The organism is Burkholderia sp. AU44665 (assembly GCF_030504405.1).
Lineage (GTDB): Bacteria > Pseudomonadota > Gammaproteobacteria > Burkholderiales > Burkholderiaceae > Burkholderia > Burkholderia semiarida.
This window is the reverse complement of the sequence record NZ_JAUJRI010000001.1, coordinates 1,103,647-1,120,849: the sequence shown is the minus strand read 5'-3', so window position 1 is coordinate 1,120,849 and position 17,203 is coordinate 1,103,647. Positions and strand designations below refer to the sequence as shown.

Genomic DNA, 17,203 nt, shown 5'->3' with positions numbered 1-17,203 from the left:
CGCCGCGCGGGCTACGAGGTGGACTACGAGGCGGACTACGAGGCCGGCCCGGCGTGCGGCCGCCATGCCGCGCACCGTCGTTCGGACCCCTGAAAGCGGCGCGGGTGCGAGCGCACGGAGCCGCGCGCGATCAAGCGATCACGGGTCGAGACACTGCACGCACAGCCGCTTCGCCTGGCTCGCCGGCAAGCCGCGGCACATCATCACGACCGGGCGCGCATGGCACGACGGCGCATCGGCGGACGCGGCCGGCAACGGCAGCCTGCGCGCGCGTTCGGGCGGCGTGGTCGCGGCCGCGTCCATGCGCCGCTGCCGCGCCGGCGGCGGCACGTCGCGCACGACCGGGATCGGTTCGACGCCGCCTTCGTGCGCGTTGCGCTGCGCGCTCGCGACGACGCGGCTCACGTAGCCGCTCGAGAAGCCGGTCGTGAAGTTGCCGCTGTAGTAGCACGACAGCGCCGCGCGCAATGCGGCCTGCGCCGGGCGGCCGGTATTCGACGAGCGGGCGAAGCATTCGGTGAGGATCGCGCCGCCGGCCCGCAGGTTGCGGCACGGCTCGAACATCGTCGTTTCATCGAGCCCGTATTTCACGAAATTGCGCTCGTTCACCTGCGCGAGCCCGACGCTGTAGCTGAAGCCGCGCGCCGCGAGTTCACGCGCGGTGGCGCGCGCCTCGTCGAGCGACGCCGGCTGGCGCGCCAGGTGGCCGCCCACCACGCCGATCGCATACGGATTGAAGCCGGACTCGGTGCGCACCAGCGCGGCGAGCGTATCGGGGTCGACGTTCGGCGCGCACGCGCGCGCCAGTTGCGCGAAGCCGGCGGCGCTGCCGGCCGCATGCGCGACGCCGTGCTGCCCGCACGCGAGCGCGATCAATACGCAAACGCATGCGGCGGCGGTTCGCAGGGCGCGTGCGCGCATCATCCGGCTCCGGCGACCCGATACGACAGCACGAGCCCGTGCACGAGCAGCGCCCAGCCGTCGAGCGCGACGAACAAGAGCAGCTTGAACGGCACCGAGATCGTCGTCGGCGAGATCATCTGCATCCCGAGCGCGAGCAGGATGTTCGCGACCAGCAGGTCGACGACGATGAACACGATATAGATCACGAAGCCGATCTGGAACGCCTTCGTCAGCTCGGCGAGCGTGAAGCTCGGCACCAGCACGAGCAGGTCGTCGTCCTTGATGCCGTCCGCGCGGTGCTTCGGCCATACCGAGGTGGCCGTGCGCACGAAGAATTCGCGGTCGCGCTGCCGTGTATGCGACACGAGGAAATCCTTGATCGGCGGCAGCGCGGCATCGGCGAGCGCGCCGATGTCCGAAGTCGACAACTGCCCCGACGCATCGAAGTGGCGCGCCTGCAGCGCGTCGCGGATCGACATCCCGACGGGCGCCATGATGAACAGCGACAGGATCAGCGCGATGCCGTTCAGCACGAGGTTCGGCGGCACCTGCTGGATCCCGAGCGCGGAGCGCAGCAGGCCGAGCACGACCACCAGCTTCGTGTAGCTCGTCACCATCAGCGCCGCGAACGGCGCGATGCCGAGCGCGGCGATCACCGCGATCAGCGCGACCGGATTCGGCAGGTTGCCCATCGTTCAGCGCTCGCGCGGCGCGGGCTGCGTCAGCGTGACCACGCGCACGCCGAGCTTCTGGCCGACCGCGATCAGATGGCCGGTGCCGATCAGCATCCCGTTCGCGACGAGATGGATCACGCTCTGGTTGATGCCTTGCTGCAGCTCGATCACGGCGCCCGGCTGCAGCGCGCTCAGCTCGCCGAGCGGCATCGACGTGGGCGGCAGCTCGAAGCGCAGGTCGACAGCGAGGCCGTCGAGCGAGCGCGGCGCGTCGGCGGGCGGCGCGTCGTGCGTCGTCGGCGGCGCGGAGTCGGTGCGGGTCGGTTCCAAAGGCATCTCCCTGATTCGTTCGACGGTCAGCCGGTTGCCCGACGGCCGTCCGGTGATTTCCCATGCCGGCGCGGCCGGCAGCCGCGCGACGCACAGCAGGTTCTGCTCGTGCGCCTGCCAGCGCTCGATCGCGATGATGTCGCCGCTGACGACGTCGGCCAGCTCGGCCGTCGTCAGCTCGGTGCGGCCGATCTCGAACACGAGCGGCACGGGCAGGCTCGCGTAGGCCGCGCTTGCCGACGTGCGCGCGGCGGGCGCGGCCGCGAAGAACACGGCCAGCGCATCCGGCGCATCGAACAGCAGCGCGCCGTGGCAGCGCCACGCGGCGTCGGCGCGCCGCAGCTCGAACCGCAGCGCGGCCGGCGAAGCGCGCCAGGCCGGCGCGTGATCGGGCGGCGGCAGCAGCTCCACGCGCTGCCGTGTCGCCGCCTGCAGCACGGCCGTGAGCGGCGCGGCGAGGTCGGCGAGCAGCGCCGCGCGGATCACGGCCGGCACGGCCGGGTCGGCCGCCTCGCCGAGCCATTCGGTTTCCGCGACGGGGTCGATCCACAGCGTGCCGGCGGCCGGGCCGACGACGAAGCGGTACGCGTGCGCGTCGGCGGCCGGCTCGGCGTCGACGCGCCAGCGCACCTCGTATGCGTGCTCGCCGAGCGTGACCGGAACGGCGCCGGTCGCGCAGTACGCGTGCGACAGCCCGCGCGCGGCGGCGGCGGACAGGCGCGGCAGGTAGGGCGACGCGTCGAGCGCGCCCGCGGCCGGCGCGGCGGCCGCGGGCAGTTCGGAGGCGGCGGGCATGGCCCGGTTCGCGGCGTCGCCGGCGTCGGCATTCGTCAGGAACAGCGCAGGCACGGCGGGATCGGGGCGGATTCGGCGTTGGTTCGACGGGTTGTTCTGGGGCCGGCGGCGCCGAGGGGCGCGCGGCTGCTGCGTCGATTGTAGGGACGGCGATGGCCGCGTGCCGTGCCGGAATCCGTAGTCGCGTCCATCGCGCGGAGACGGCGGGAGCGGGACGCTACGAAGCGTGACGAAGTGCGGCGGAGGGCGGTGAAGGGGCGACGCGACGGCCGGCGATCAAAGGCAACCGCCGCCCGGAGGCGGCGGTCGGGGCGCGACTGGCTGGTGGGCCGGGCGGGGTGCAGGCCGCGGCCGGCTGGCAAGCCGCGAGGTAATGTGAATCCGCGCAGCGCGGTGAGGGAAGCGTTGCCGGCGTGCCGCGAACGCGCGGCGCGCGGGCGAAGCGTTACGCGTAGTCGGCGGCCATCGCGGGTTGCGGCGCCGCGCGTACGATCGGCGCCGCGTCGTGGCGCTCGACGTGCGTCATCGCCGCACCGAACAGCACGAGGCGATAACCGACCGCGTAGATCGGGATGATCCGCAGATTCTTGTCGTGTTCGAGCTGCAGCTTCGAACGGATTCGCGAGATATGCGTGTCGAGCGTGCGCGACGACACGCCGAGCTCGCGGCCCCACACGGCTTCCTGGATTGCCTGCCGCGGCACGATCTTGTTCATGTTGTCGAGCAGGAATTCGACGACGTCGAATTCGCGCGGCGTCACGTCGACGATCTTGTTGTCGATTTCGATCGTGCGGCGGACGAAGTTGATTTTTATGTTGTCGATGTACAGGTATTTGCAATCCATGGTGGCCCTCGCATGTCCGTAAAGGAGTGTTTGCGGGTCCTGTGCTGCAACTTCCGGGCCAGGAGCGGGATCGTCACGTGGTGGCGGCCGCGCGGAGCGGCGCAGAGGGGGCCGGCAGCCTTGAATTCAAAAGAATTTTTAACGGGAAGCGTCGGGCAGGCGGTGAAAGGGCCGGATCGACGGTGAAGGATTGTTACGTAGCATCGGCGCGCCGACGTTACGGGCGTTACGTCTGACGTAACGTGGGAGAGGGGATGGTTTACGGGGGCGGGCTGGATGATGGTTCAGCCAGATAACGAACCCTACATCGAACTCTACCGGGTTTGCCTTATTTTGTTTTTAAATCAATGGGTTGTATGAACTTCCCGCCGACATCGAACCCTGCATCGACAGCGGCGCCGGCCACGGGGCATGCCCCGCCCGCGGCCGGCGCGCTATCGCATCGGGATCAAGCCTTCGCGCCATCCGCCGAATCGAACGGCAGCACGTAATGCCGCTTGCCCGTCGCCGCGAAGATCGCGTTCGCGACGGCCGGCCCGACCGGCGCGACGCCCGGCTCGCCGACCCCGGTGGGCGCCTCGGCCGACGGCACGATATGCACCTCGACCTTCGGCATCTCGGCCATCCGCAGCACGTGGTAGCCGTCGAAGTTGCGCTGCTCGACCTGGCCGTCCTTCAGCGTGATCGCGCTGTGCATCGCCGCGCCGAGTCCGAACCCGATGCCGCCCTCCATCTGCGCGGCGACGATGTCGGGATTGATCGCGATTCCGCAGTCGACCGCGCACACCACGCGCTCGACCTTCACCTTGCCGTCCGCGTCGACCGACACCTCGGCCACCTGCGCGACATAGCTCTTGAACGCCTCGGCCACCGCGATCCCGCGCCCGCGCCCCTTCGGCAGCGGCTTGGCCGGATCCCAGCCGGCCTTCTGCGCGGCCAGCTCCAGCACCGCGCGCATGCGCGGCTCCTTCGCGAGCAGGTCGCGGCGGAACGCGTACGGGTCCTTGCCGGCCGCGTGCGCGGCTTCGTCGATGAACGCCTCGACCGCGTAGGCCGTGTGCGAGCTGCCGACCACGCGCCACCACAGCACGGGCACGCCCGTCTTCGCGGTGGTGAGTTCGACCGACACGTTCGGCACCGCGTACGGCAGGTTCGCCGCGCCCTCTACCGACGTCGCATCGATCCCGTTCTTGACCATGAACGCCTCGAACGGCGTGCCGGCGAGGATCGACTGGCCGACGATCCGGTGACGCCAGCCCACCAGCCGGCCGTCCGCGGTCAGGCCCGCGTCGAGCTTGTGGAAGTACATCGGCCGGTAGAAGCCGCCCTGGATGTCGTCCTCGCGCGTCCATTGCAGCTTGACGGGCTTGCCGTCCGCGCCGAGCGCCTTCGCGATCGACACGGCCTCGACCACGTAATCCGACCACGCGTTCGCGCGCCGGCCGAAGCTGCCGCCCGCATACAGCGTGTGGATCTTCACCTGCTCGGGCTTCAGTCCGGCGACCTTGGCCGCGTTGCCCTGGTCGACCGTCTGGAACTGGTCGCCGGCCCAGATCTCGCAACTGTTCGCCGTCAGCTTGACGACCGCATCGAGCGGCTCCATCGGCGCATGCGCGAGATACGGGAATTCGTACGTCGCGCTGATCTTGCGCGCCGCGCCGGCGATCGCCGCATCGGCATCGCCGTCCTTGCGCGCGGACGCGCCCGGCCTCTCCGCGAGTTGCCGGTATTCGCGCATGATCTCGTCCGAGCCGCGCTTTTCCGCCTTCGTTTCGTCCCAGTCGACCTTCAGCGCGTCGCGGCCTTGTTTCGCGGCCCAGAAGCCCGTCGCGACGACCGCGACGCCGCCCGGCACCTGCACGACCGAGACGACGCCCGGCACGGCCTTCGCGGCTGTCGCGTCGAACGATTTCACCGTCGCGCCGAAGCGCGGCGGCCGCTGCAGCAGCGCGACGCGCATGCCGGGGAACGTCGTGTCGAGCGTGAATTGCGCGGTGCCGTTCGATTTGGCCGACCCGTCGACGCGCGGAATGCGATGGCCGATCAGCTTGAAATCGGCCGGCTGCTTCAGCGTGACCTTGTCCGGCACGGGCAGCTTCGACGCATCGGCGACGAGCGCGCCGTACGTGGCCGTCTTGCCGCTCTTCGCGTGCGTGACGACGCCGTTGGCGGTGGTCAGCTCGCCGGCCGGCACCTTCCAGCGGGCCGCCGCGGCCGACACGAGCATCGCGCGCGCCTTGCCGCCCGCTTCGCGCAGTTGCTGCCACGAGTTCGCCATGGCCGAGCTGCCGCCCGTGCCCTGCATCGTGCCGAACGCAAGGTTCGCATAGCGCTTCGCATCGGCCGGCGCGCTTTCGACGCGCACGCTCGACCAGTCGGCGTCGAGCTCCTCGGCGACGATCGTCGCGATGCCTGTATACGCGCCCTGGCCCATTTCGACGTGCTTCGCGATGACCGTGACGGCGCCGTCGGGCGTTATGCGCAGGAATGCATTCGGCGCGAATTCGCCGGCCGGGGCGGTGGCGGCGAGCGCGCGGCGGCCGAGGCCGGCCCAGTCGAAGCCGATCGTCAGGCTGACGGCGGCGGTTGCCCCCGCGGCTTTCAGGAACGTGCGGCGCGACGGGCGCACCGAACCGGTATTGTCGAGTTCGATCGTCATGGTCAGGCTCCCAGCGTCGCGGCCGCGTCGTGGATTGCGGCCCGGATGCGGGCGTAGGTGGCACAGCGGCAGAGGTTGCCGTTCATCGCGGCGTCGATGTCCGCGTCGGTCGGCTTCGGGTTCTGTTCGAGCAAGGCGGTGGCCGACATGATCTGGCCGGACTGGCAATAGCCGCACTGCGGCACCTGGAGCTTGACCCACGCGGCCTGCACGGCCTGCGCGGGCTTGCTTTGCAGGCCTTCGATCGTCGTGACGTGCTTGCCCGCGATGCCGGCGAGCGGCAGCACGCACGAGCGGACGGCCTGGCCTTCGAGATGCACCGTGCATGCGCCGCACTGCGCCATGCCGCAGCCGAATTTCGTGCCGGTCAGTCCCGCGTGTTCGCGAATCGCCCAGAGGACGGGCATCGACGGATCGGCGTCGAGCGTGACGTTCTTGCCGTTCAGGACAAACGAGGTAGGCATTTTTATGTCTCCATGGGGAAAACCCGCCTTACGGGCAGGTTAGCCGGGAGTGTGCGCGAGCAGCCGCTTTTTGCGTCTACCCAATCCTGCAAATTTATTGAACAATCCTGCAAATCCCCGCCACGCCGCGAGCCGTTTCGCTATGCTCGCGCGACACGGGAAATCATTCGAGGATGCGTCATGGACATGACCGATATCGTCGCGTCGCGCGAATCCGGCCGGCGCGAACTGGCGTCGCTGATCGGCCGCTTCGCGCCGGCCGACGGCTCGCATTCGACGGCCGTGCCGGGCCTGATGCTGCATCGGCACACGCGGCCGGTCGACCTCGGCTGCGGCGTGTCGCGCGCCGCGCTGGTGATCGCCGCGCAGGGCGCGAAGCGCGTGATCGTGGCCGGCCAGGCATACGAATACGACACCCAGAATTGCCTGATTACGTCGATCGACTTGCCGATCCTGTCGCGCGTGACGCGTGCAACGCCGGAGGCGCCGTACCTGTGCCTGTCGCTGACGCTCGATCCGCAGCGCATCGTCGAGCTCGCGGCCGAGATGCGGCTGCCCGAGCCCGAAGCCGGCCCGGAAGGCGAGGGGATCGCGCTCGCCGAGCTGACGCCGCCGCTGCTCGATGCGGCGTTGAGACTGCTGCGGCTGCTCGATACGCCGGCCGACATCGCGGTCGTCGCGCCGCTGATCGAGAAGGAAGTGCTGTACCGGCTGATGACGAGCGGGCAGGGCACGCGGCTGCGGCACATGGCGATCGCCGGCAGCCAGACGCACCGGATCGCGCGTGCGATCGAATGGATCCGCGATCACTTCGCGGAGCCGATGCGCGTCGAGTCGCTCGCGCAGGCGGTCAACATGAGCGTGTCGTCGCTGCACCATCATTTCAAGCACGTGACGACGCTGAGCCCGCTGCAGTACCAGAAGCAGCTGCGGCTGCACGAGGCGCGGCGGCTGCTGCTGCGGCAGGGCGGCGACGTCGGGTCGGTGGCGGCCGTCGTCGGCTACGAAAGCGCGTCGCAGTTCAGCCGCGAATATAGCCGGCTGTTCGGCGCGCCGCCGATGCGCGACGTCGTGCATCTGCGGAAGAAGGAGCTGCTCGGCTGACGGGCGGCCGGCCCGTTGCCGCTTGTCGATTCGCGACGACTGCCGCCTGGCGGAATGCCGGCGCGGCGCTCCGGTTTCACTGACAACCCCGTCGATGCCTGAACGACGCGAGCATCGATCGGTGGTGATCTTCATCGCCTTTTCACCGACACGCCGATTGGCGTGCGGCCGCTGCCGCGCATTGACCGTTCGGTATGTACGTTCGTGTTTCGCGCGTGCATGGTGGGGCAGTGACGCGTCCGTGTCGGTCGCAGGATCGATGCGGTCCGATACGAACGACGAGGTGCGCGATAAACCAGGCTGTCGCGAGATTGGCGACCTGAGCGCCGTTTTGAATCGGCACGTTTCAGTGATGAGAATCAGGCGGATGGTGGGTCGAGTATGTCGCTTCAATGAATGACTCGTCGGTGCGCTATGGATGAAAGGCGAATCGAATGGAAATGAAAAAATGATGCGCCCGTTTTTGCCAGGATCGCATGTTTTTCCTTTTAAATTTTTACGGCCGCAACGCGCCGGACGGCAGCATTCTCGCTGCATGATCATGTGGCTATTCTCACGGATGAATCAAATCCGTTTCCCAATTCAGAGTGAATCGGCGTTCCGGCCGTATCGGCGGCCATTCGGCGTCGGGCATCGAGCGACTGGATCCGCGTTGTCCTGCGTCATGGAAGGTTTGCCGGCATGCTGCAACACGCGGTTTGCCGGCGCAAGCGCGTGAACCAGCGGCCCTGTCGCGAAACGCTTCTCAACTATGAAACAACCGTTCGCAGGGGTGTCCGGCGTGCCTTGTCGCGCCGAATTCGTCCGTCAAATCAGCGCATTGCGTCGCATTGTTAGAGGATCACTGCCGCGAACGTCCCGTTATCGCGATACATTCGTGAAACAAAAAATGCCATTCCCGGCGAAATGATCAGGCCTGGCGGCTGTTTTCGGCGCGCAATGCTCGGTGGAATATCGCATGGCATGCGGTTTGCGACACAGGACGCACCGGCGAGCGGTCGACACGATGCAACAACGATGTGGGGGCGGCCAGTTCGTCATAAGCCAGTCGGGGAAGCGGCGATGAACACTATAAGCAGTGGCTTGATCCGCGCGTTTCTTGCGCACCATAGGGGTAGTCCGATTGATCGGGGTAGCGCTTGCGACGCAGTGCCAGCGTCGCCGGTCGCGCCTTGCCGATTTCGCGCCCTCCGCGCGCGCCGCGTGCTGGAGCGGTTGCCGTTGCGCGCCGCAACCCGGCGACAGCGATGCTCGACTTCATCGAGCGTTCCCGGATGGGCCACGCTGTTCATGCCGGACAGCGCGCCGATTCCACTTCAACCGTGCAGAGCCGTTTCGATCGCGCCGGGCCAGTGCCGGCGCCGGCCGGACTAGATCGAACGCGCGTCGGCCGGATTATCCGGAAGGCCTTTCTCCGTCAGCTCAGGGAGCAGACATGTCGTCTGGCTGCAATGCATGCCCGTTATCGCCCGGCTAAAGGGCATATGCGGAACGCGTGCCGCATTTTGCAGTATTAAATACATTCGCGAATTTTCAATTCGGAAAGCGGGTGCCTGGTTTGCGCGTCGCTTTTGGATGGGGTATTGAAAATCGCGAGCCGGAAGGATGTGCGCGTCGTTCCGGTTGATGTAATCATGGGTGTTTCAAGAGCGTATCAATGCTCATAAAAATAATAGAAAACACCTACGCATAAATTTTGGAAAAATTGAAAACATAAAACTAGACTTCGGCTGGCTAAAAATAAATTAGAAGGTTTGCAATTCGATAATTATTTCCCGATTTGATAGCAATCCTTATTTTTTGAGGATTGCTCGAGGCAGGAGGATCGATGGCGTGCGATCTTCCATGCTCATTCTCTCCACGCCGTTATGGAGTCGACCATGAAGAAGCTTCTGATTGCAGCAGCAGTTCTGGTGGTTTCGGGTGCAGCGTTTGCTGGCAGCGGCACGGTGTCGAGCACCACTTCGACGAGCGGTGGCCAGACGATGGCAGGGGTCACCGGGTTCGGCCACTTCACCGCGACCGATTCCGGCTCCGCACTCGGTGCAGCCGGTGCAACGGCGGGCTACGGCGGCAGCGGCTCGATCTCGTACACGAACCACACGCAAACGTCGACGGTCGGCGGCTTCGGCTTCGGCGGCGCACAAGCAGGCGGCAGCAGCGGCGCGAACGCGGGCTCGACCGGCTGGACGTATCACCACTAAGCCGCGACGCGTAGCGTTCGTCATTGGCTGGCGGTGCGGAGGCCGGGCCTTGCCGCGTGCGGGCAGGCTCGGCTCCGCCACCGTCGAACTTCCTCACGGCAAGGGATTGCTATGAAAGCCAAAGTCATTTTAGCGACCGCGCTCACCGTCATTTCGTCCGCTGCATTGGCGGCCGGATCGTCCACGACCAACCAGACGCAATCCGTTGCGGCGGGTGTTTCCGGTTCGGTGCTGGTCGGCTCCGGCAGCTATACCAGCAATTCGACTTCGACGGCCGGCGCGAATGCAGGCAGTACCGTGACGCCCGCTGGCTCCGCCGGCACGGCGTCCGCGTATCACAACTCGACTTCGACGGCCAGCGGTTGGGGCACGAACGGGGGCGCGTTCGCGGCAGGCGGCGGTATCGGTGCCGCAGGCTCGTTCGCCGGAAACGGCAGCACGAACGAGAACGCGAATGCGCTTTCGGGAGGGGTGACCGCCACGATCGTACTCGGCGCGAACCGCTACACGGCCACGGGCGCGAACGACCACGGCATGGCCAACGCCGGCGCCGCGGGTTGGACGGGCATGGGCGGGTCGGGCGCAATCGCGGGCTCGAATCACACCAACGCGTCGACCGCGTGGAGTACCGGTCCGGCCGGTTCGCCGTCCGCATCGGGCGGAAGCCAGGCCGACTCGAGCGCGACCGGGAGCAGTCATTAGTCAGGTGTGGGGGGCCAGTTTCCCAGCGACGCTGGTCTCTTTTCCACCGTGTTGTCACGTAAGGAGTTGGCATGAAGCAGAACCTGATTGCCGCCGCGCTGATGCTCGCGTCGCTGACGGCGTATGGCGCCGACCGTGCCGCCGATGGCGGGCAATCGACTATGCAGACGTCAAACAACCGTGACCAGACAACCAAACCGTCAGAACAACAAACGCTTTCGTCGGGCAGCGCGATCGGCGGACCTGACACCCGGCAATGGCAGGGCATGTCGGCCGGCTCGTGGTCCCAGCTGGGCAGCGGCTGGAAGCAGTTCGGGGAAGCAGGGAAATCTGAAGTCATTCAGGGGAATTAGTACGGTTGCCTGGGTCGGAGGTCCAACCTCGTCCGGAGAGTGAAATGAACAGCAACAGGATCAAGGTGGCATGCGCGGCGATGTTCGCGATGACCACGATCGGCGCCCAGGCGCAAACCGCCGATTCGACGTCGAGCGCGCAGTCGACGACGTCGTCGACCGCGATCAGCCAGGGCGGTGGTTCGAGCATGAACACGAACACCACGAGTTCGCGCGGCGGCAATGCCACGAGCAGCAGCGGGGTACGCGGCAGCGGCAATTCGAGCGTGAACGTGAACGTGACGATGCCGTCCACTACGGCCGGCGGCAACGTGGCGCCGCAGAGCACGAACGCACTCGCGACCGGCGCGCCGGGCTCCAGCCCGTACAACACGCAGGCGACGGAAAACGTCAATTACTCGGGTACGCAGACGATCAAGACGAACCCGTCGATCCAGGCGCCCGGCCTCACGACCACGCTGTCCGATACCTGCATGGGCTCGGTGAGCGTCGGCGTGTCGTTCCCGGGGTTCGGCGCGACGGGCGGCACGACGCTGGTCGACCAGGCCTGCGTGCGGCGTCTCGATGCGCGCGAATTCCGTGCGATGGGGTTGACCGACGTGGCGCTCGCGCTGCTGTGCCAGAGCGACGCGAACCGGCGCGCGGTGGAGGCGACCGGGCACCTGTGTCCGGGCACGACCGCGCCGCTCGCGCGTTCGAACGTGGCGCCCAGCGTCGAAGCGACCGTCGCGGACGACATCAAGTATCGCGATCCGATCGTGCGCGACCGGATGGGCCTGCCGCCGCTCGGCTCGGCCTCGCCGGCGCCCGCGGCGACGCGCCCGATCGAGACGGCGTCGATGCGCGCCGCGCCTGTTTCGGTGCCGGTTCCTGTCCCGACGATGGCGCCCGTCGCCGCCGCGCCTGCCGTCGCGACGCCGGCCGTTACCACAGCCGCTCCGGTCGTTGCAGCGCCGGCCGTTGCCGCGGCAGTCCCCTCGGCCGCGGCACCCGTGGCGACAGCCGCGCCTGCGGCCGTCGCCGCGCCCGCTGCGTCGGTCGTACCGGCCGCCGCAATGGCCGCCGTGCCGGCTGCAGCGGTCATTGCCGCTCCGGTCGCGGCCGACAAGGCCACGCCAGCGCCGGCCGCACCGGTTGCCGATACGAAGGCGCCGGAACCCGCGCAGCCGGTCGCCGACAAAGCCTCCGAACCCGCGCCGGCGGTTGCCGACAAGACGCCCGGGCCTGCTCCGGCCGTCGCCGACACGGCTCCCGAGCCAGCACAGCCCGTCGCCGACAAAGTACCGGAGCCGATGCCGGCCGCGACCGACACGGCGCGGGCTGCGGGCGAGATGGTGGCCGAACCGATGCCGGCGGCTGCCGTCGTCGCGGCGCCGGCAGCCGATGCGAAGGCTGTCGATGTGAAGGCTGTCGAACCGGCGCCGCAGGCATCGGCCGAATCGCCTGCCCCGGAGGCCGCGCCGCCGGCCGTCGCCGCGGCACCGGCCGACGTGCCGGCCCCCGTCGCGAAAGTGCCGGACGCGGTCGAACCCGCAGTAGCCGCCGCCGCGCCGCCCGCCGCCGCATCGGCGTTGACCGATCCGGCGCAAGCGTTGTCGCCGGCCACGGTCGACCAGCAGGCCGCACCCGCTGCGCCGGTCGCGCCGGCGCCGACCGTCGTCTCGACGAGTACCTCGTCGTAAGCATGCGGACCGGTTTGCCGTGCGACCGGCGCGCCGGCCGCACGGCAGGCGTTCGGCCCGATGCCCGATGGTCGTTTCCTGTTTGACGGGTGTTGTTCCGATCCCCGAGGTCAACACCTCTTTTTGCGTGACGAGGATGCAAGGAGGCCTCAATCATGAGGATCTTTTTGGTCGCTTTGCTGCTGACCAGCGTGCAAGCCGCTGCGCAGTCGGTTTTCCAGAATCCCGCGGTCTTCGTCATTCTGAGCGAGCAGACGCTTGCGAACGCCGCGAGCGTGCAGCAGGCGCTGTCGACCCTCGGCCGTCCCGACAATGCGGCATGCGCACCGATGATGATGATCGGCGATCCGCAGATGATCTACATGATGCCGGAAGCGGGCCACGCGCCATCGTGGCAATCGCCGGTGTACGGCCGAGGCGCGCCGTTCGACGCACAGAGCGGGCCGAGGCCGACCGGCAAGACGGTCGGCGCGATGCAGCACGCCGAGGACATGCGGACGCAACCGTGGAGCGACGGCAGCGCGCTCACGCAGAGGATCGCGGGCGAGCCGGCCGTCACGGCGGCGGACCGGGTGAACGCATGGCGGCACACCGGGCTCGACCGGATCGAGACGGCCCGCGCGTCGGACGTGACGGTAAACGGCAAGACCTACCGCGCCTATCGCGACGATCTCGACGGATCGGCGAAGCCCGTCGTCGAGCCGCAGGTCTACACGCAGCGCGTCGTGTTCTGCCGATGACACGGCATCGATTCGAGGACGGAGCGGCGCCGCGCCGCAGGGCCGCAGGCCCCGCCGGCGCGATCGGGCAACGGCCGCTCCGATACCCACCCTTATGCGGCGAGGCGATCGTGAACCATTGTTGTCAACCGAGCATGTCAGGCCCGCGAGAGGTCGAACGGCAGATGAGCGCGCTGCCGTTCATCGCGGTCCGGCACGACCCCGTCGCGCCGTCGCGCCCGCTCGTTTACCTGTCGCAGCGACACGATGCCGCGCTCGTCGATATGCTCGCGTCGCGCGGCTGGGACGTGCGGCGCGCCAAAACCGTGGCCGATGCGCTGAATCTCGTCAGGGCGAACCGTCCGCATGCGGGCATCGTCGATTTCGACAGTTTCGCGTCGCCGGACGTCGCGTCGTTCGAGGCGCTGCTGCGCGACCCGCGTGTCGGCTGGCTCGCGTTCGCCGGCGGCGAGCGGTTGCGCAACCTCGCGATCGCGCGCCTGATCCGCCGCTGCTGCTTCGACTACGTGCGCAACCCGGCGGCGTACACGACGATCGGCTATCTCGTCGGCCATGCATACGGGATGCTGAAGCTCGCGGACGGCGACCCGGCCGCGGAGGCGCCGCCGCCCGGCGGCGAGATGATCGGCGCGTGCGGCGCGATGCGCCGGCTGTTCGCGACGATCCGCAAGGTCGCGAACACCGACGCGACCGTGTTCATCGCCGGCGAATCCGGCACCGGCAAGGAGCTGACGGCCGCGGCGATCCACCGGCAGTCGTCGCGCGCCGACGCACCGTTCGTCGCCGTGAACTGCGCGGCCATCCCGACGTCGCTGCTGCAGGCCGAACTGTTCGGGCACGAGCGCGGCGCGTTCACGGGCGCGCACCAGCGCAAGATCGGCCGCATCGAGGCCGCGCACGGCGGCACGCTGTTTCTCGACGAAATCGGTGACATGCCGTTCGAGAGCCAGGCGAGCCTGCTGCGGTTCCTGCAGGAAGGGAAGATCGAGCGGCTCGGCGGGCATGCGTCGATTCCGGTCGACGTGCGGATCGTGTCGGCGACCCACGTCGATCTCGAAGCCGCGATGCGGGCCGGGCGGTTCCGCGCCGACCTGTACTACCGCCTGTGCGTGCTGCGGATCGACGAGCCGCCGCTACGCATGCGCGGCCGCGACATCATGCTGCTGGCCGACGACGTGCTGCGGCGCTATCGCGGCGACGGCTCGTACCGGATTCGCGGCTTCACGCCGTGCGCGATCGAAGCGATCCACAACTATCCGTGGCCCGGCAACGTCCGCGAACTGATCAACCGGATCCGCTTCGCGGTCGTGATGACGAACGGCCCGCTGATCTCCGCCGCCGATCTCGAACTGCACGCGTACACGTCGCTGCGCCCGCCGACGCTCGCGCAGGCGCGCCGGCAGGCCGAGCGGCACGCGATCGAGGAAACGCTGCTGCGTCACCGCCAGCAGCATGCGAACGCCGCGTCGGAGCTGGGAATCTCGCGGGCGACGCTGTACCGTCTGATGACCGCGCACGGGCTGCATGGCTGACGCGCCGCGGCGGCGCCGCTCAAGACCGCGCGGCGGCAGCCGTTAAAACAGGAAACGGCCCGGCCGGAACGCGCATCGATGGGCGCGCAACCGGCACGCGGCGCATCACGCTTATCCGAGGTCATCGTGGCAGAGTGCAGTCAGTGCGGCAGGACGTTCCTGGTCGGCGGGCAGTCGATCGACGGCCGCCGCTATTGCGGCCCGGCATGCGCGCAGGCGCATCCGGTCGTCGTCGAGGCCGAACGGGTGCCCGACGCGAAGGTTCGGCAGTATGTGGACGACTGGCGCTACGGGCCATGCCCGATCTGCCTGCGCGAAGGGCAGCCGGTCGATATTCACGCGTCGCATCGCGTCGTGTCGCTCGTGTTCGTGACGCGCTGGGCGACGCGGCGCCACGTGTGCTGCCGCCGCTGCGGCCGCAGGAAGCAGGCGCTCGCGCTGCTCGCGTCGGCCGCGCTCGGCTGGTGGGGGCTGCCGTGGGGCATCGTGCTGACGCCGATCCAGCTCGCACGCAACGTGCTCGGCCTGGCCGCGCGCGACCCGGAGGCCGCGACGCCGCAATTCGAGGAACTGGTGCGGCGCAAGCTGGCCGCCCGCCGGCTCGCACGCGCGCAGCGGGGCGCTGGCGCCTGACCGCGCGCTTCGGCGCGCCGCGCGCGCTCAGGCCGGCCGGTCGAAACCCGATGCGACCCAGCGTTCGGCGCTGGCCTTGTTGAGCTTGAACCCGGCCGACACCTTCGCTTCGGCCAGCAGTTCGCCATACGGATCGCATGCCTTGAGCTGCGCATACGGTTCGAACTCGTCCGGCACGATGTCGAGCGTCACCGACACATCCTGCCCGGCTTCGTCCTGCACCGTCACTTCCTTGTGCAGCATCGCGCGCCGCTGCTGTTCGTGGCGCATCAGCACTTCGGTCGCGGTCTTCACGAGCGTGCGGAACGCGTTCGCGTCCATCGGTTTCGGGTTCTTCTTGTCGCGGCCCATGGTCCACGGCCCGACGAGCGCGGGCTCGGACTCGCCGTCCTTGACCATTTCGACGGCCCAGCCGTCGTCGTCTTCGTTCTTGATGATGCGGGCCGTCCAGCCGTTGTCGCGCCAGAGGCCGTCTTCGTGGATGGAGGTGTCGTCGGATTGCAGGTCGGAATCGGTCATGAGGAAAGCGGGCAGTACGGGCAAGCCGGCGAAGGCGCGGGCGCGCGCGGCCGGTGACGGCGCGTCGCTCGCCGCCGGCGGGCCGGGGTGGCATGCAAACGCGCAATTTTACCCGCTGGCCGGCCGCGCGGTGCGTGCGGCCGGCCATCCGGCCGATGCCGCGGCGGGCCGTCTGCCGACCGTCGCGCGTCGAACGCCGCAAATATCAAACCTGTATTACGTTTTCGGCGGCCAATTCGTACGCCGTCCGATATCGCGCCCGGGCGGACATTCATAGAATCGGCGTTCAGGCTAAAAATAGCCTGAACGTCATTTCAACGCCCAACCGGTCGCGTGCGCTTCGCGTGGCGGGGCCGGTGAACCACCAGGAACTGCGCATGAGGAAATTCAACGTTCGCATCGTCGTCGCATACGACTGGCCGCTGACGCTGGCCGGTATCGAGCAGATCGCAGACAGCAGCTGCGCGATCGAGCTCGTCGCGGTCTACCGGAGCGCGGCCGAACTGGTCGCGTCGCTCGGCGGCGTCGATTGCGACATCGTGCTGGTCGACTATGCGATTCGCGGCGACGAGCAGATGGACGGCCTCGCGCTGTTCGACTGGCTGCGCCGCACGCGGCCGAACGTCGGCATCGTCGCGCTGGTCGCGAACGAGAACCCGCTGATCTTCCGGTCGATCCTCGCGAACGGCGGCGTGAGCATCGTCAGCAAGCTCGACGAGGTCGGCCACATCGTCACGGCGATCCATTCGAGCTACAGCGGCGGCGCCTACCTGTCGCCGTCCGTGCGGCGCGCGGTCGATGCGCTCGGCACGCGCGGCGACGCGCCCGTGAAGCTGTCGGCGCGCGAGATCGAGGTGATTCGCCTGTATCTGGCGGGCGTACCGATCAAGACGATCGCGCAGCGCCTGAGCAAGGGCAAGCAGACGGTCAGCGCGCAGAAGATCAGCGCGATGAAGAAGCTCGGCGCGAACAACGACGTCGAGCTGATCCAGCGGGCGGCGGGGCTGGGGCTCGGCAGCGCCGAGGCCGCGCGGCGGGCGGGCAGCGCGGTGTGAGTGCGGGGCA

General features: G+C 68.4%; 18 protein-coding genes. 10 read left to right on the top strand and 8 right to left on the bottom strand.

The window, feature by feature from the left end; genetic code table 11:
• Positions 1 to 138: 138 nt before the first annotated feature.
• The 6 genes from QZM15_RS05000 to QZM15_RS04975 all read right to left on the bottom strand — a co-directional run bounded on the left by QZM15_RS05000 (position 139) and on the right by QZM15_RS04975 (position 6,669).
• Positions 139 to 921, bottom strand: a complete 783-nt coding sequence (locus QZM15_RS05000) for a lytic transglycosylase domain-containing protein (protein WP_302105964.1) — start codon at positions 919 to 921, stop codon at positions 139 to 141.
• Positions 921 to 1,595, bottom strand: coding sequence for a type III secretion system export apparatus subunit SctR (gene sctR / locus QZM15_RS04995; RefSeq protein WP_302105963.1), 675 nt, complete (start codon positions 1,593 to 1,595; stop codon positions 921 to 923). The genes QZM15_RS05000 and sctR overlap by 1 nt, the downstream gene beginning before the upstream one ends.
• A gap of 3 nt (positions 1,596 to 1,598) precedes the next feature.
• Positions 1,599 to 2,756 (bottom strand): type III secretion system cytoplasmic ring protein SctQ, encoded by a 1,158-nt coding sequence (gene sctQ, locus QZM15_RS04990; RefSeq protein ID WP_302105962.1) that lies wholly within the window; start codon positions 2,754 to 2,756, stop codon positions 1,599 to 1,601.
• Between the two features lie 391 nt (positions 2,757 to 3,147).
• Positions 3,148 to 3,546, bottom strand: coding sequence for a winged helix-turn-helix domain-containing protein (locus QZM15_RS04985; RefSeq protein ID WP_089465678.1), 399 nt, complete (start codon positions 3,544 to 3,546; stop codon positions 3,148 to 3,150).
• A 448-nt stretch (positions 3,547 to 3,994) separates the two neighbouring features.
• Positions 3,995 to 6,205, bottom strand: coding sequence for a xanthine dehydrogenase family protein molybdopterin-binding subunit (locus QZM15_RS04980; protein ID WP_060968688.1), 2,211 nt, complete (start codon positions 6,203 to 6,205; stop codon positions 3,995 to 3,997).
• Positions 6,206 to 6,207: 2 nt separating this feature from the next.
• Positions 6,208 to 6,669: a (2Fe-2S)-binding protein gene (locus QZM15_RS04975; RefSeq protein WP_006480868.1), complete on the bottom strand. Its 462-nt coding sequence runs from the start codon at positions 6,667 to 6,669 to the stop codon at positions 6,208 to 6,210.
• Between the two features lie 180 nt (positions 6,670 to 6,849).
• Between QZM15_RS04975 and QZM15_RS04970 the strand changes: the two genes are divergently transcribed.
• From QZM15_RS04970 to QZM15_RS04950, 5 genes are all read left to right on the top strand, one after another.
• Entirely contained in the window at positions 6,850 to 7,773 is a 924-nt protein-coding gene (locus tag QZM15_RS04970; protein ID WP_059584731.1) for an AraC family transcriptional regulator, read from the top strand.
• Between the two features lie 1,247 nt (positions 7,774 to 9,020).
• Positions 9,021 to 9,290, top strand: a complete 270-nt coding sequence (locus QZM15_RS04965) for a hypothetical protein (RefSeq protein WP_179231784.1) — start codon at positions 9,021 to 9,023, stop codon at positions 9,288 to 9,290.
• A 363-nt stretch (positions 9,291 to 9,653) separates the two neighbouring features.
• A complete protein-coding gene (locus tag QZM15_RS04960; RefSeq protein WP_059585110.1) occupies positions 9,654 to 9,977 on the top strand; it encodes a hypothetical protein in 324 nt (107 codons plus the stop codon).
• 111 nt (positions 9,978 to 10,088) lie between these two features.
• Entirely contained in the window at positions 10,089 to 10,679 is a 591-nt protein-coding gene (locus QZM15_RS04955) for a hypothetical protein (RefSeq protein WP_089465676.1), read from the top strand.
• 71 nt (positions 10,680 to 10,750) lie between these two features.
• The gene (locus tag QZM15_RS04950) at positions 10,751 to 11,032 is read left to right on the top strand and encodes a hypothetical protein (protein WP_089465675.1); all 282 of its coding nucleotides are present in this window, start codon (positions 10,751 to 10,753) and stop codon (positions 11,030 to 11,032) included.
• Here QZM15_RS04950 and QZM15_RS04945 read toward each other — a convergent pair.
• Positions 11,016 to 11,327, bottom strand: a complete 312-nt coding sequence (locus QZM15_RS04945; protein ID WP_226093905.1) for a hypothetical protein — start codon at positions 11,325 to 11,327, stop codon at positions 11,016 to 11,018. The genes QZM15_RS04950 and QZM15_RS04945 overlap by 17 nt on opposite strands.
• Here QZM15_RS04945 and QZM15_RS04940 point away from each other — a divergent pair.
• The 4 genes from QZM15_RS04940 to QZM15_RS04925 all read left to right on the top strand — a co-directional run bounded on the left by QZM15_RS04940 (position 11,317) and on the right by QZM15_RS04925 (position 15,619).
• Positions 11,317 to 12,714 (top strand): chemotaxis protein CheA, encoded by a 1,398-nt coding sequence (locus QZM15_RS04940; protein WP_256940230.1) that lies wholly within the window; start codon positions 11,317 to 11,319, stop codon positions 12,712 to 12,714. The genes QZM15_RS04945 and QZM15_RS04940 overlap by 11 nt on opposite strands.
• Positions 12,715 to 12,869: 155 nt before the next feature.
• Positions 12,870 to 13,454, top strand: a complete 585-nt coding sequence (locus tag QZM15_RS04935) for a hypothetical protein (RefSeq protein ID WP_302105958.1) — start codon at positions 12,870 to 12,872, stop codon at positions 13,452 to 13,454.
• Positions 13,455 to 13,588: 134 nt separating this feature from the next.
• On the top strand, positions 13,589 to 14,986 hold the full coding sequence (locus tag QZM15_RS04930; RefSeq protein WP_060968693.1) for a sigma-54 dependent transcriptional regulator: 1,398 nt from the start codon (positions 13,589 to 13,591) through the stop codon (positions 14,984 to 14,986).
• 126 nt (positions 14,987 to 15,112) lie between these two features.
• Positions 15,113 to 15,619: a hypothetical protein gene (locus QZM15_RS04925; protein ID WP_059639752.1), complete on the top strand. Its 507-nt coding sequence runs from the start codon at positions 15,113 to 15,115 to the stop codon at positions 15,617 to 15,619.
• A gap of 27 nt (positions 15,620 to 15,646) precedes the next feature.
• On the opposite strand, the gene QZM15_RS04920 is transcribed toward QZM15_RS04925, so the two are convergent.
• A complete protein-coding gene (locus tag QZM15_RS04920; RefSeq protein ID WP_059584743.1) occupies positions 15,647 to 16,138 on the bottom strand; it encodes a hypothetical protein in 492 nt (163 codons plus the stop codon).
• A gap of 377 nt (positions 16,139 to 16,515) precedes the next feature.
• Here QZM15_RS04920 and QZM15_RS04915 point away from each other — a divergent pair, with 377 nt between their 5' ends.
• Entirely contained in the window at positions 16,516 to 17,193 is a 678-nt protein-coding gene (locus QZM15_RS04915) for a response regulator transcription factor (RefSeq protein ID WP_060311651.1), read from the top strand.
• Positions 17,194 to 17,203 lie beyond the last annotated feature (10 nt).